Below are 14,234 nucleotides of genomic sequence, written 5' to 3'. Positions count from 1 at the left end.
GGGCCGCCGCACCGTACTTCGGCCACGACGACCGAAGGGGGCGGGACCACATGACCACCGGCACCACCATCAGCACCACGGCGGGCAGGTCCTACCGCGCGAGCGAGGCCGAACTGTTGATCGAGGCCGGCGCGGTCCTCCCGTACGGCACCGAGGACGCCGGGCCCGAGGCGGTGGAGCTCACCGCCCGCGCCTACCGCCACCCGGGCCTGGCTGACGACGGCCGTGTCGTGGTCCGGCTCGCCGCCGCCGAACAGGGCGCGGCCGAGGACCTCGCCGTCGGCTTCCTCGGCCTGGAGCCCCACGGCGAGCCGGCCGCGGTCGGCCTCGGCCGCCGCCGGCCCCTCGGATTCCCGGAGTGGCTGCTCGTCCACCACCCGCAGGACGGCCACCACGCCCTGGCCCTCGTACCCGAGATGGAACGGATCGCCCACCGGGCCAGGACCAAGCCCAAGGCCGCGCTGGCAGCCTGCCACGAACTGGCCGACCGGCTGGCCGCCTCCCTGCCGCACTTCCTGCCCCTGGTCTGCGAGGAGACCGCGCGCCTCTTCCTCTCGGCGGACAATCCCGCCTTCGCGGCGCAGCTCTTCGCCCGCGCCCGCAAGAGCGAGACCAGCCACGGCCTCGCCGTCGACGAGGACCGCCTGGACGCCGTCCTCCTCGAGTTCGCGCTCGCCGGGGCCCTCCCGGTACGGGTGCTCACCGGCCACGGCAAGGACCTGGAGGCGCGCCTGCCGGCCCCGGAGGCTTACGAGCGCTTCCGCCGCCTGTGCGTACGCCGCACCGTCGGCGGCATGACGCCCTCCGCCCAGGCGGCGGCCACCCTGCGCCGACTGGCCCGCGCGGCCGGTCTCGACCCGGCCCGGGCGGAGCAGGAGTACCTCGCCGAACTGCTGCCGCTGCCCGCCGTCCCGCGCGCGAGCGCAGCCTGGTGGAAGACCCACAAGCGCGCGCTGATCGCCCTCGGCCGCCGGGAGCCCGCCCTGCGCGGCACCCTGCTGTCCCTCATGCCGGCCTGCAACGACGACACGCTCGGCGAACTGTCCGCCCTGTGGCTGGAGATCCTGGAGGAGTCGGGCGCCACCGCCGCACTGGCCTCCGGGCCGCCCACCGCCGAGGAGCACTGCGCCGACGGCACCGCCGGCTGGCTCGAACGGTTCCACACCGCCCGCCACTCCGGCTGGGGCAGCCTGCCCGCGCTGCCGCTCCTGCTCGACCTGGTGGAACGGTCCGCCGACCGGCTGCGTACCGAACTCGCGGCGCCGGGCCGCGGGGAGGCCGCCCTGAGGATCGGGGTCCAGGACCTCGCCCTCCTCGACCGGCTGCTCTCCTTGGGCATCCCCGTCGCTGCCCCGGGGGACCAGGACCGCTTCGACCTGGCCGGCTGGGCGGCCGCGGAGGAACGCTGCGGGCTCCTGGGGATCGCCGCCGACGAACGGTTCCGGAACGTCTGCAGGCGCTCCCTGTACTCCTGCGCCGACAACAGGACCACCCGGGACGTCGTCCGGCGCCTGGCCGCATCGCCCGGCGGCCGCCCGATGCTCGCCGAATGGGTGCGCGAGGTGGCCCGGGCCTGTACTGACACCGGCTTGCCCGGCCTACCGGAGGCGGTCGACCGCCTCACCTGGCTGCCCGCCGAGGCACTGGCCCTCGCCGAGGAGGAGGTGGCCGCAGCCGGCGCCCTGGACATCGAGGCGCTGCTGGCCCGCACCCTGAACGGCGGCCTGTTCGAGGAGCTGACCTGGCCCGCCTGGGAGGAAGCGGTCACCGAGCTGGCGCCCCACCGCATCGACCGGGACCTGACCGTGGTCACCGCCTGGCCCTGCCTGATCGTGGCCAACGACCGGCAGGTCCGGGTCATCGATGCCCACTCGACCCTCCTCGTGCACGATCTGCGCACCCCCGGCACCGCCCGGCGCTCCCTCGGCTTCCACTACGTCGACGGCGCGCTCCTGGTCTGCTGGCGTCCCTGGTACGGCGGCAAGGAGACGCAGGGCTACTGGCACACCGCCCCCGACCGGATCTTCACGCTGGACACCGGCGAAGACCCCTGGCGGCTGAGCCTCCGGTACCCGGCCCTGCCGCTGGCCGACGGCGGTCGGACCACCGGCGCGGGCGTTCTGCACCGGGGCGACACCGCGCTGCCGGACGAGCGCCCCACCCTGTCCGACGGACGCGCGCACTGGGTCTGGGACGGCGAGGACGAGCCCGCGGGCTGGGCTGCGTACGACCCGGCCGGGAACACCGTCGGCCGGCGGTCCGTGCCCGGCTTCCTCGCCGCCCCCCTGGAGGGCCTCCCGGCGGGCAGCGCCCTGTGCGCGGGCAGCAGCTGGCTGCGGCCGGCGCCCGCCGTGGAGGGCTCGGTGCTCGGGGCTCCCGTGGACGGCGTCCTCGGCTGGCGCGTCGTGGACGTGCCCGGCGAGGGCCATCGAGCCTGCGACACCGCCGGACGGACCGTCACCCTCACCGAGGGCGCGATCCCGCTCGCGGCGGTCACCTTCCCCGGCGACGACCGCCCGCGCGCGCTGTCCGCGCACCACGGGGACTTCCGGCTCACCGACCCGGACGGGGCAGTCACCGCCGACTCGCGCTTCGGCACCGCGTACACCCCCACCGGCACCGCCTTGAAGGGCCTGCCGCCCGCCGAGCACTGGTTCTGCCTGCGCGCACGCGACCCGGAGGGCTCTGCGGCGCTGCGCGCCGTCGACCGGGACGCCGCGGCCGCGCTGCTCGCCTCGGCCGCCTCGGCCCGGGGAGCGGCTGGCGCCGAGGAGGCCGAGGGCCTCCCCGCCCTGGTACGGGAGGCACTGCCGAAGGTCACCGACCCGGTGCTCGTCCAGGGCGTCGCCGACTGGGTCCGCTTCGCCCTCGGGCGGCAGGCCACTCTGGAAGCCGTCACCGCCCGCCTCACCTCCGGCGCGCCGGCAGAGACGGACGGCGAGACCCCGCCGGGCCCCCCGGACCACGACCTGGACGCCGCGCTGTCCGGCCTGACCGGAGTCGTCCAGCACCAGCACGGCTGGGGCGGCGGGCACGACGGCGTGTTCCGTGTCCTGTCCGCCCTCGCCGAGGCCGCGCGGGACACCGAGGAGGCCGCCGTACCCGACCGGCTCCACACCGAGATGCCCGCCCTGGCCTCCACCGCCCTCGACTGGGCCCCGCTGCTGGAGCAGCCGGCCGCTCTCGCCTACCGTGCGGTCGCCGCGGCCTCCACCGACGCACAGCGGCAGACCCTGCTCGCCCTGCTCCGGCAGACCGACGCCATGGGCCTGGCCTCCGCCGTCGGCGGTCCGTGGCGCCTGGCCAGGATCCACCTCCCCCAGCGGGAACTCCTGACCAAGCCGGTCACCGCGAGACACCCGTACCGCAGCAGCGTCCTGCCCCTCGGAGGCGGCGCCTTCCTCGCCACCGGCCGACACTGCGAAACGAAGGGCGACGGCTTCGAGTTCCAGGTCGTCCAGTACGACCCCGCGGGCCGGTTCACCGTGCCCGCGCCCTACCTCCTGCGCGGCCACCGCCCCCTCGGCGACCCCGCGCGCGAGCCCGGCTGGCTGACCCGCTTCCTCCACGGGGCCGCGGAGCGTGGCCCCGCCCCCTGGCTGCCCGCGGCCGCCGAGGAGTTCGCCCGGCTCACCGGCGTGTCCGCAACCCTGGCCCGGCTGGTGGTCGCCGGCCTGCCCGCCGTGGACCACCACGAGCGCAGCCCCCTGTCCGCCGGGCTGCGGGAGACGATCGGTGTCAAGGCGGGCGACGCCGCCGTGGCCCGGGACGACCTCAAGCGCCTGAGCGCCGACCTGCGCCGCTCCCTGGTCGCGGCACTCCTGCCCGCCGACCCCGCCCGCCTGTGGACCGACGGCCCCGACGTGGCCGCGGCCGCCGCTCTGTGGAACCGGCGGATCGGCCGCCGCGTCCCGGTCCCGGAGTGGCTGACCACCGAGGCCCACCGGGGCGTCGCCACCCGCTGGCCCGCCGTGCGCTCCCTGCCCGCCGTCCTCGACCCGTCCGCCGCCCCGCAGTTGAGCACCGACACGCCCTGGGAGTTCAAGGACGGCCGGGCGGTGCACCGGGCCGCGGACGGCGAGGTGTTCTGCCCGGACGTGCTGATCGGCGCGGTCGGCATGGCCGCCTGGCTGGCCCACCGGCTCCCGGCCGGCGACCCGCTCCGCGCCCTCCTGCCGTCGGCACTCACCGCGGTACGGCAGCGGCTCGCCGCCCCGGAGCTGCTGCTGGAGCTCGGCGCGTGCCTGAACGCGGCCGAGTTCCGCGCCGCCGCCGGCGCTCCGACCCGTACGGCCGAGGGCCTGGAGGAGTACGGGGCGGTGGTCCTGCCCCGCACCGGGCTGCCGGCGGTGCGCCCGACCCTGCTCGACTCCACCGGCGGCGACCCGTACCTGCCGCTGCTGCGCCGGGGCGACCAGCAACCGTACCCCGTGGAGACCGCCCTACGCTGCGCCCACGACCCGCGGTTCGCGGCGCTCCTCGCCGACCCGGGTGCCCCGGCCGCGGGCACGCCGGACGAGGACGGGACGTGGTGGCCGCAGGACCCGGGCCGGTCGGTTCCCGAGCTGGTGGCCGAGGTACGGGCGGCGCACGGCCTGGGCGCGGACGCCGCGGTGCTGTACCTGATGCTGCTGGCGATGCCCGACCCCACCGACCGGAACACGGCCCGGTGGACGGGCTGGAAGCCGGCCCGCCTGAAGGCGGCCCGCGCCGAACTGGCCGCCACCGACCTGGTGGTCACGGCCGCCCGCACCCGGGCCGGGCGCACCCTGTTCCTCCCCGGCGGCTGGGTGGAGCCGGTCTCGCCCTGGCTGCCGCTGGAGGAGTGGAAGGCGCCGATGTACGACCTGCTCTCCGGGCGGGCGCCGCTGATCGGCGTGCTGGTGCCGGCCGAACCCGCCGCCGCGCTCTACCGGCGCGCATGGCAGCGGGTCCGTGAAGACGACGCACCCCGGTTCGCGGAGCTCAAGGTGCGGCGCGGCCGCCGCCGCTGAGCCCCGACGGGCCCGCCGGCCGGACGCCACGCGCGGGGCGACGGCCCAGGCGGCGGGCAGGCCGTCAGCCGAGGCGGGTGGGTGAGGAGGCGGCCGGGGCCAGGAGGCGGGGGGTGCCCGTGCCGTCCGCCGGGACCGTCCACAGGTCCGAGGTGTCCGCCGCGCCGTCGGCGGGCAGGGCGTACGCCACGGTGCGGTCGTCGAGCCACAGGGCCTGGTCGTCCACGCTGTGCTTCTCCGCGAGCGGGTGTTCGCGCAGCGTCCGCAGGTCCATGACGTGCTCGCGCCACAGTTGCGCGCCGCCCTGCACCCGCTTCTTGTACACGATCCGCGTCTCGTCGGGGGACAGCGACGGGCACTCGACGTTCCGGGCCAGCGTGGTGACGCTGCGCTGCCCGATCGAGCCCTTCACCAGGTAGGTCTGGCCGGCCGTGGCGAGCGTGGCGTAGAAGGTGTCGTCGTCCTCGGCGAAGGTGACGCCCCAGAAGTTCACGTCCGCCGCGCTGTAGGGCTTGCCGTCCAGCACGACGGAGAACTTCTCCAGGTCCGCTTCCAGAGCCCCGCTCCGGGTGTCCGCGATCGCGGTCCGGGTGGAGAAGAACGCGGAGCCGTACGACTCCCCGGACACGAAGACGGTCCACGCGGCGAACCTGCCGCTCGGCGACACCCGCGCCCGGGAAGGCGTGCCCGCGAGCGGGAAGCTGCGCACCGGGCGCAGCTGCGAGTCGACGATCACGGCCCGGTTGTCCTGGGCGAGCGCCCCCGGCGTGGAGACCAGGCACACCCCGGTGCCGGCGGCCGCGTGGAAGCGCTTGCAGTGCAGGCCCGAGGCGGTGCGCTCGCCCCGGGGTTCCCGCGCCGCGACCGAGACGAGGGCCCCGCGGTGCGGACCCTGCGCGCCGTTGAGGAAGGCCAGCCCGTCCGCCCGGTCCAGGGCGACCCGGCCCTCGGCCACCGTGGGGTCGCCCTCCCGGGTCTGCTCCGTGCGGGCGGCGGCGCGCACCACCAGCACGACGGCGAGCCCCCCGAGGAGCAGCACGGCCAGGGCGAGTACGAGCAGGCGGCGGGAGCGCGTCATCGGGTTCCTCAGGAGCGTCGGGCCGGGGCGGGAGCGCCGTCCGGTCCCGTCGGGCGGAGTACGAAGCCGGCGACGGCCGCGCAGCAGCACAGGCCGGCCGCCGCGGCGGCGAGCGCGGGGCCGGGCCCCCACCACGTCCACGCGCCGCCGAACGCGAGCGAGCAGCCGAAGCGGGCCAGCGCCTGGCCGGTGCCGACGACGGCGAGCCCGGTGCCCCGCAGCCTCGCGGGGACGGCCGCGCCCACGGCGGCCGGCAGCACCCCGTCGGTGGCGGCGTAGAACATGCCGTGCAGCGCGAGCACCACGAACGGCAGGGCCGGCTGGTCCGGCGCCCACAGCAGGAGCCCGTACCCGACCAGCAGGAGGGCGTGCCCGCTGAGGAACACCGCGCGGCGTCCGATCCGGTCGGCGAGGACGCCGGCCGGGACGGCCAGCAGCAGGAACACCGCGGCGGTGCCGAGGGGGAGCAGCGGGAACCACCGCTCGCCGATCCCGGTGCGGTCCTGCAGCAGCAGGTACAGGAAGGCGTCGCTGACGGTGGTCAGTCCCAGCAGGGCGGCGCAGACCGCCAGGGCGCGCAGTCGGGGCAGGCGCAGCAGGGACAGCGCCTCGCGCAGGCTGACCGCGGCCCGCTCCGCGGCCGCGTCGGGGGACGTGGCGGACGTGTCGGCGGCGGGCGCGTTCGATCCGGCTCCGGCTCCGGATCCGGAGCCGGATCGTGTCCGTCCGGTGCCGGTGCCCGTACCGGGGCGGCCGCCGCCGGACGGGACGAACAGGACGAGCACCACCACCCCGAGCACGGCCACGCAGCCGCTGACCCCGAACACGGCGTCGTACCCGTCGACCGCCGCGCCCAGGATGAGGAAGGCGGCGAGGGGGCCGAGCAGGGCCCCGGTGGTGTCCATGGCGCGGTGCACGCCGAAGGCCCGGCCCTGTAACTCGGGCGGGGTGGACAGGGAGATCAGCGCGTCCCGCGGAGCGGTGCGCAGTCCCTTCCCCGTGCGTTCCAGGGCGAGGACGACGCTCACCGGGCCGAGGGTGTGGGCGAGCAGCAGCAGCGGTTTGCACAGGGCGGACAGGCCGTAGCCGATGCCGGCGATCAGCTTGTGGTTGCGGACCCGGTCGGCGAGGTGGCCGCCCGCCAACTGCACCAGTGCGCTGACCCCGTTGTACAGACCGTCCAGCGCGCCGAAGCCGAGCGGGCTCAGGCCGAGCCCGGCGACCAGGTACAGCGGCAGGACGGCGCTGACCATCTCGGAGGAGACGTCGGTGATCAGGCTGACCGTGCCCAGGGCGAGGACCGCCGGGGCGACGGCGCGGGACCGGACGGCGGGCCCGTCACCCGGTACGCCCTCGGTGCCGCCGGGCGCGGTGCGGTCCGCCAGGTACATGCGCTTGCAGCTCCCGAAGCCGACGGTCCGGGCCGCGTGGACGCGGCCGTGCGACGCGGGTACGTACGTTCGTACACGCGAGGGGAACCCTAGTGGGTGTACGGGCCAACCGGGCGGCGTACGACGGGAATCGGCCGTGATCCGCCCGGCGGGCGTCAGTCCTGCCGGCTGCTCTCGTCGCGCAGCCAGGTGGAGAAGTCCCCGGTCCGGATGGCCTTGCGGGAGCCCCGGCGGGCGGCGAGGGCCGCCACGACGAAGACCGCGATCGCGGGGAGCAGTCGCGGTTGAGCCAGCGCCAGGGCCCGCAGGTCGCCGCCGCCCGTTCGGGCGGACGGCGCCGGCGACGCGCCCGGCGCCGGCGACGCGCCCGTCGCCGTCCCCGGCCGCGACTGGGGCCTCGCTCCCGCTCCCGCCCCCGCGCCCGACTCTGCCTGGAACCGCTCCAGTTCGGCCGACGAGGTCGAGGCCCGCACCTTGCGCCGGATCAGGTCGGCCCAGGTCCGCGGCGGGCGCACCACGACCCGCACCTCCTCGACCACCCGCCGCTCCCCGGGCCCGAAGGCGAGCGAGGCGGCCAGGTCGTCGGCCATCAGCGGAGGCAGGGCCGCGAGCCGGGCGTGCCCCTGCTCCGACACCGCGATCACCCCGCGCCCGAACAGCCCCTCGCGGACGGCCGGCAGCCGCTGCCAGACCCGGTAGTACGCGCGGACTGGCCAGGCGCAGCCGGACAGCGGGATGTCCCGGCCGGGGGCCGCGGCCAGCAGCTCGGGACCGGCGGCGAAGGCGCCGGCCAGCGCCCGGACGCCGGCCGCGCCGAGGACGACGTCGGCGTCCACGTACAGCCGGGGGAAGCCCCGCGCGTGCTCGTCGCCGACCCGAAGTGCCGTGTGTTTGGAGGGGGTCGGGATCTCCACCACGCGGACGCGGTCGCCCCGCGCGCCCGCCACCGCGGCGGTGTCGTCCGTACAGCCGTTGCACACCACGACGATGTCCGGCTCCGGACGGCCCGGTTCCGGTCCCTCAGCCAGGAGCGCGTCGAGCAGGCGGCCGATGACCCGGCCCTCGTTGTGGGCCGGTATCACGATGCTGGTCACCCGGGAAGTATGCACGCCCTGAACCTGCGTTCCGGCTGTTTCCCCCAACTCGCCCCGGCCGTAGGGCTGGTGGTCTAGATTGAACGGAGCCGGCCGGATTCGGCGTGCTTCGGCAGCGTTGACGTCCCGCCGGAGCAGGGAAGTTGGGGAAGAGACGGGTGCGGCGGCCGGGGGGAACTGGCCGCGCATCCGTGGCCGGAACGGCGCGTGGGGCGCCGGGGTCGGCCGGGGGGCGGAAGTACGTGGAACACGTAGGGCATCGGTCGTGGGGGGCCATCACCGTGGGGCGGGTCATGCACGGGTCGCGCAGGCGCCCGGCCCGCCGCCGACGGCACCCCCTTCCTTCGCACGCGTCCCCGCCATGGGTTGTCGTCACGCCCGCGGGCGTGCGCGGAACGGAGAAGGGGAACACTGTGAAAGACACCGCGAAGGACGCGGGGCAGGACACCGCAGCGGCAGGTGCGGGGCGGGTGAAGCCGTTAGGTGTCGCCGTCGTCGGCGCGGGCTACTGGGGCCCCAATCTCGTCCGCAACTTCCAGGCCAGCCCGGAGTTCCGGCTCCGCTGGCTGTGCGACCTGAACGTCGACCGGGCCCGCCGGGTCCTCGGCGGGTACTCCACGGTCCAGGCCACCTCGGACCTCCGGGCGGTCCTTGCCGACCCGGCTGTCGACGCGGTCGCCGTGGCCACCCCCGCGGGCACCCACCTCGACGTCGCCCTCGCCGCCCTGCGCGCCGGGAAGCACGTCCTCGTGGAGAAGCCCCTCGCCGCCACCTACGAGGACGGGCTGCGGCTGGTGACCGAGGCCGAGAAGCGCGACCTCACCCTCATGTGCGACCACACCTACTGCTACACCCCGGCGGCGGTCCGCATCCGCGAGATGGTCCGATCCGGCGAACTCGGCGAGATCCAGTTCTTCGACTCGGTCAGGATCAACCTGGGACTCGTCCAGAAGGACGTGGACGTCCTGTGGGACCTGGCCCCGCATGACCTCTCCGTCCTCGACTTCATCCTCCCCGACAAGGTCCGGCCCGTCGCCGTCGCCGCGCACGGCGCCGACCCGATCGGCGCCGGCCAGTCCTGCGTGTCCTACCTGACCCTCCAGCTCAACACCGGCGCCATAGCCCACGTGCACGTCAACTGGCTGTCCCCGGTGAAGGTCCGCACCACCATGGTCGGCGGCTCCAAGCGCACCCTGGTCTGGGACGACCTCAACCCCGCCCAGCGCATCGCCGTCTACGACCGCGGAGTGGAGCTGACCGCCCCGCAGGAGATCGGCGAGGCCGAGCGCCGCGACATGCTCGTCTCCTACCGCAGCGGCGACATGGTCGCGCCCGCGATCGGCGAGAAGGAGGCCCTGCGCAGCATGGTCGAGGAGTTCGCCGCCGCCATCCGAACGGGCCGCCGGCCGCTCACCGACGGCTGGGCCGGCCTCCAGGTGCTCGACATCCTGGAGGCAGCCTCCCGGAGCCTGGAATTCCGCGGCGCGGTCGTCGGACTGCGCACCGGACGCTGACCGTTCCACCGCACACCACGCCACGGCCCGCCGCGCCGCACAGCGCGGCGGGCCCGGCACGCAGCAACACGACAGACTCAGTGGGGGCAAGGCGTTGAGCACGGTTCGAGACAAGAAGATCCTGGTCACCGGCGGAGCGGGCACCATCGGCTCGCACGTCGTCGACCTGCTGGTGGAGGGCGGGGCCCGCGAGGTCGTCGTCCTCGACAACTTCGTACGGGGACGCCGGGCCAACCTGGCCCGCGCCCTGTCGAGCGGCGTGGTGGACGTCGTCGAAGGGGACATCCGCGACACGGCCGCGGTACGCAAGGCGACCGAGGGCGCCGACCTGGTGTTCCACCTGGCCGCCATCCGCATCACCCAGTGCGCGGAGGAACCGCGGCTGGCCAACGAGGTCATGGTCGACGGCACGTTCAACGTGCTGGAGGCGGCGGTGGCCGCCGGAGTGGGCAAGGTGATCGCCTCCTCCTCGGCCTCGGTGTACGGGCTGGCCGAGTCCTTCCCCACCACCGAACGCCACCACCCGTACAACAACGACACCTTCTACGGGGCCGCGAAGGCCTTCAACGAGGGCATGCTGCGCAGCTTCCACGCCATGTACGGCCTGGACTACGTGGCCCTGCGGTACTTCAACGTGTACGGGCCCCGCATGGACATCCACGGCCTGTACACCGAGGTCCTGATCCGGTGGATGGAGCGGATCGCCGCGGGCGAACCGCCCCTGATCCTCGGCGACGGCACACAGACCATGGACTTCGTCCACGTCCGGGACATCGCCCGGGCCAACCTGCTCGCCGCCGCATCGGACCTGACCGACGAGGTCTTCAACGTCGCGAGCGGCACCGAGACCAGTCTGCGCGAGCTGGCCCTCGGCCTGCTCGCAGCCATGGACGCCGACGGACTGGAGCCCGAACACGGGCCCGCCCGCGCCGTCAACGGCGTCACCCGCCGGCTCGCCGACACCGTGCAGGCCGCCGAACGCCTCGGCTTCACCGCCCGCATCGACCTGCCCAGCGGGCTGCGGGACCTCGTCGACTGGTGGCGGGCCGAGCGCGCCGCCGACCCCGCCGCAGGTCAGGAGGCAGCCCGATGAGCGCCCCCGGAACCCCCGCCCGCATCCCCGTCATGGTCCCGTGGCTCGGCGAGGAGGAGGCCCGGGCCGCCGCCGACGCGGTGCTGTCCGGCTGGGTCGCCCAGGGTCCCCGCGTCGCCGAGTTCGAGCGGGCCTTCGCCGAACGGGTCGGCGCCGAGCACGGCATCGCCGTCAGCTCGTGCACCACCGCCCTCCACCTCGCCCTGATCGCGCTCGACCTCGGCCCCGGCGACGAGGTCGTCGTCCCCTCGCTGTCGTTCATCGCCACCGCCAACGCCGTCCGCTACACCGGAGCCCACCCGGTGTTCGCCGACGTCGACGAGGCCACCGGCAACCTCACCCCGGCCACCGTCGACGCCGTCCGCACCCCGCGGACCCGGGCCGTCCTCGCCGTCCACCAGGGCGGCGTACCCGCCGACGTGCACGCCCTGCGCGCCGCCTGCGCCGACTGGGGCGTCGCCCTCCTGGAGGACGCCGCCTGCGGCATCGGCGCGACCGTCGGCGGCAAGTCCGTCGGCCACGGCGCCCTGATCGCCGCCTGGTCCTTCCACCCCCGCAAGGTGATCACCACCGGTGAGGGCGGCATGGTCACCACGGACGACGCCGAATGGGCCGAGCGGCTGCGGCGGCTGCGCGAGCACGGCATGAACGTGTCCGCCGCCCAGCGGCACGCCAGCAGGACACCGATCGCCGAGAGCTACCTCGAGGTCGGCTACAACTACCGGATGACCGACATCCAGGCCGCGGTCGGCCTGGTGCAACTGGGCAGGCTCGACGCGATCGTGGCCCGCCGGCGGGCCCTCGCCGCCCGGTACGCGGAACTCCTCGCCGGCATCCCCGGCCTGCGCCCGGTCCGCGACCCCGCGTACGGCGAGGGCAACTTCCAGTCGTACTGGGTCCTGCTCGGCGAGGACTTCCCCGTCGGCCGGGACCACCTGCTCGCCGTGCTCGCCGAGTCCGGGATCTCGGCCCGGCGCGGGATCATGGCCGCCCACCTGGAGCCCGCGTACGCCGGACACGCCGCGGCGCCGCTACCGGTGACCGAGCGGATCACCCGGGACTCGCTCATCCTGCCGCTGTTCCACACGATGACGCACGAGCAGCAGGACCGGGTCGTGGCCGTGCTGCGCGGGCAGGCCGGCGGATGACCGGGCAGGCCACCGAGGACCTGCTGATCGTCGGCGCGGGCGGCTTCGCCCGCGAGACCGCCCAGGCGGTACGGGACGCAGCCGCCGCCGACCTGGCGTGCGGCCGCGCCCCGCGCTGGCGGCTGGCCGGGCACCTCGACGACGACCCGGCCCTGCACGGCCGGGACGTCGACGGCGTGCCCGTGCTGGGGGACTGCGACCTGGCGCACCGGCTGCCGGCCACCGCCCGGGTCGTGGTCTGCGCGGGCAGCCCCCGCGACTACGGGGTACGGGCCCGCCTGGTACGCCGCCTGGCCCTGCCCGAGAGCCGCTACGCGACCGTGGTCCACCCCACGGCCGCGGTCTCGGCGTCCTCGGAGCTGGGCCCCGGCACGGTGCTGCTCGCACACTGCGTGCTGACCGCCGCCGTACGCGTGGGCGCACACGTGGCGGTCATGCCGCACGTGGTCCTCACCCACGACGACACCGTCGGGGACTTCGCCACGCTCGCCTCCGGGGTCCGCCTCGGCGGCGGCGTGTGGCTGGGACGGGGGGCCTACGTCGGCGCGGGCGCCCTGGTCCGCGAGCACACCACGGTCGGCGCCTGGTCGCTGACCGGCATGGGGAGCACGGTCCTCGTCGACGTGCCGCCCGGCGAGGTCTGGGCCGGCAGCCCGGCCCGCCGGCTGCGCGAGGCGGGCGCCCCGGCCCTCGACGAACTGCGGGCCGACGGGGCACGGGCCGAACGGACGCGGGCCGAAGGCAAGGAGACCGGCCACCGGCCGGAGACACGGATGGGGAGCACCGCCGGATGAACCAGATACCGCTCGTCGACCTCAAGGCAGCGCACGCCGAGATCGCGGAGGAGTTACGTGCCGGGTTCGACCGCGTGCTCACCGGCACCGCCTTCATCGGCGGCGAGGAGGTCCGCGCCTTCGAGCGCGAGTACGCCGACTTCGCCGGGGTCGCACACTGCGTCGGCGTCGCCAACGGCACCGACGCCCTCGAACTCGCCCTGCGGGCCGTGGGCGTGGGCGTCGGCGACGAGGTGGTGCTGCCCGCCAACACGTTCATCGCCACCGCCGGAGCGGTGCACCGGATCGGCGCCCGCCCCGTCCTCGTGGACTGCCTCCCCGACACCCTGCTGATCGACCCGCAGGCCGCACTCGACGCCGTCGGCCCGAGAACCCGCGCCGTGGTACCCGTCCACCTGTACGGACAGTGCGCCCCCGCCGCGGAGCTGGCCGAACGGCTGCCCGCGCAGGCCCGCATCGTCGAGGACGCCGCGCAGAGCCAGGGCGCCACCCGCGGCGGCCGCCCGCCCGGCAGCGGAGCGATCGCCGCGACCAGCTTCTACCCGGGCAAGAACCTCGGTGCGTACGGGGACGCGGGCGCGGTCGTCACCGACGACGAGGAGGCGGCCGGCCTGGTCCGGGCACTGGCCAACCACGGTGGCACCGCCAAGTACCGGCACGACGTCGCTGGGTTCAACAGCCGCCTCGACGGGCTCCAGGCCGTCGTGCTGCGGGCCAAGCTGGCCCGGCTGGCCGACGGGAACGCCGCCCGCCGCGCCGCCGCCGCCCGCTACGACGAGCTGCTGGGCGACCTGGCCGCCGCCGGCCGCGTGACCCTCCCCGCCACGGCGGAGGGCAACGTCCACGTCTGGCACCTGTACGTCGTCCGCATCAGCGGAGCCGACCGGGACGAGGTCGTCGGCAAGCTCAACGCCGAGGGCATCGGCGCCGGCGTGCACTACCCGGCCCCCGTCCACCTCACCCCGGCCTTCGCCCACCTCGGCCACGGCCGCGGAGACTTCCCGCACGCCGAACAGGCCGCGGACCTGATGCTCTCGCTCCCGCTGTTCCCGCAGATCACCGCCGCCCAGCAGCAGCGGGTCGTGGACGCGTTCACGAACGCCCTGCGCTGACGCAAACGAAGAGGTA

At 75.6% G+C, this 14,234-nt stretch carries 9 protein-coding genes; 6 read left to right on the top strand and 3 right to left on the bottom strand.

Annotation, left to right across the window (positions count from 1 at the left end; genetic code table 11):
• Positions 1-50: 50 nt before the first annotated feature.
• On the top strand, positions 51-4,994 hold the full coding sequence (locus ACFVGY_RS00505) for a DNA-binding protein (RefSeq protein ID WP_385668637.1): 4,944 nt from the start codon (positions 51-53) through the stop codon (positions 4,992-4,994).
• 64 nt (positions 4,995-5,058) lie between these two features.
• Here the strand turns inward: ACFVGY_RS00505 and ACFVGY_RS00500 are convergent, their stop codons facing one another.
• The 3 genes from ACFVGY_RS00500 to ACFVGY_RS00490 all read right to left on the bottom strand — a co-directional run bounded on the left by ACFVGY_RS00500 (position 5,059) and on the right by ACFVGY_RS00490 (position 8,557).
• Positions 5,059-6,072, bottom strand: coding sequence for a TolB family protein (locus ACFVGY_RS00500; protein ID WP_385668635.1), 1,014 nt, complete (start codon positions 6,070-6,072; stop codon positions 5,059-5,061).
• 8 nt (positions 6,073-6,080) lie between these two features.
• Complete coding sequence (locus ACFVGY_RS00495; RefSeq protein WP_385668632.1) at positions 6,081-7,463, bottom strand: MFS transporter; 1,383 nt, start codon at positions 7,461-7,463, stop codon at positions 6,081-6,083.
• A gap of 155 nt (positions 7,464-7,618) precedes the next feature.
• Positions 7,619-8,557, bottom strand: a complete 939-nt coding sequence (locus ACFVGY_RS00490; protein WP_385668629.1) for a glycosyltransferase — start codon at positions 8,555-8,557, stop codon at positions 7,619-7,621.
• A 413-nt stretch (positions 8,558-8,970) separates the two neighbouring features.
• Here ACFVGY_RS00490 and ACFVGY_RS00485 point away from each other — a divergent pair, with 413 nt between their 5' ends.
• The 5 genes from ACFVGY_RS00485 to ACFVGY_RS00465 all read left to right on the top strand — a co-directional run bounded on the left by ACFVGY_RS00485 (position 8,971) and on the right by ACFVGY_RS00465 (position 14,218).
• Positions 8,971-10,071: a Gfo/Idh/MocA family protein gene (locus ACFVGY_RS00485; RefSeq protein ID WP_385668626.1), complete on the top strand. Its 1,101-nt coding sequence runs from the start codon at positions 8,971-8,973 to the stop codon at positions 10,069-10,071.
• A 94-nt stretch (positions 10,072-10,165) separates the two neighbouring features.
• Positions 10,166-11,164 carry an NAD-dependent epimerase/dehydratase family protein gene (locus tag ACFVGY_RS00480; protein WP_385668623.1) on the top strand — a complete coding sequence of 333 codons (999 nt, stop codon included), beginning with the start codon at positions 10,166-10,168 and terminating at the stop codon, positions 11,162-11,164.
• Positions 11,161-12,312, top strand: coding sequence for a DegT/DnrJ/EryC1/StrS family aminotransferase (locus ACFVGY_RS00475; RefSeq protein WP_385668621.1), 1,152 nt, complete (start codon positions 11,161-11,163; stop codon positions 12,310-12,312). The genes ACFVGY_RS00480 and ACFVGY_RS00475 overlap by 4 nt, the downstream gene beginning before the upstream one ends.
• On the top strand, positions 12,309-13,106 hold the full coding sequence (locus ACFVGY_RS00470; RefSeq protein ID WP_385668618.1) for an acetyltransferase: 798 nt from the start codon (positions 12,309-12,311) through the stop codon (positions 13,104-13,106). The genes ACFVGY_RS00475 and ACFVGY_RS00470 overlap by 4 nt, the downstream gene beginning before the upstream one ends.
• Positions 13,103-14,218, top strand: coding sequence for a DegT/DnrJ/EryC1/StrS family aminotransferase (locus tag ACFVGY_RS00465; protein ID WP_385668615.1), 1,116 nt, complete (start codon positions 13,103-13,105; stop codon positions 14,216-14,218). Before ACFVGY_RS00470 ends, ACFVGY_RS00465 begins: the two co-directional genes overlap by 4 nt.
• Positions 14,219-14,234 lie beyond the last annotated feature (16 nt).

The sequence above is a fragment of the Streptomyces sp. NPDC127106 genome (assembly GCF_042677605.1).
Taxonomy (GTDB): domain Bacteria; phylum Actinomycetota; class Actinomycetes; order Streptomycetales; family Streptomycetaceae; genus Streptomyces.
Note: the sequence above shows the minus strand (reverse complement) of the source record. Positions and strands in the feature narration are given on the sequence as shown.

Bases quoted from the DNA above. Each gene is read 5' to 3' on its own strand.
- ACFVGY_RS00505 (WP_385668637.1), top strand. From the start codon at position 51: ATGACCACCGGCACCACCATCAGCACCACGGCGGGCAGGTCCTACCGC.
- ACFVGY_RS00500 (WP_385668635.1), bottom strand. From the start codon at position 6,072: ATGACGCGCTCCCGCCGCCTGCTCGTACTCGCCCTGGCCGTGCTGCTC.
- ACFVGY_RS00470 (WP_385668618.1), top strand. From the start codon at position 12,309: ATGACCGGGCAGGCCACCGAGGACCTGCTGATCGTCGGCGCGGGCGGC.
- ACFVGY_RS00475 (WP_385668621.1), top strand. From the start codon at position 11,161: ATGAGCGCCCCCGGAACCCCCGCCCGCATCCCCGTCATGGTCCCGTGG.
- ACFVGY_RS00465 (WP_385668615.1), top strand. From the start codon at position 13,103: ATGAACCAGATACCGCTCGTCGACCTCAAGGCAGCGCACGCCGAGATC.
- ACFVGY_RS00495 (WP_385668632.1), bottom strand. From the start codon at position 7,463: ATGTACCTGGCGGACCGCACCGCGCCCGGCGGCACCGAGGGCGTACCG.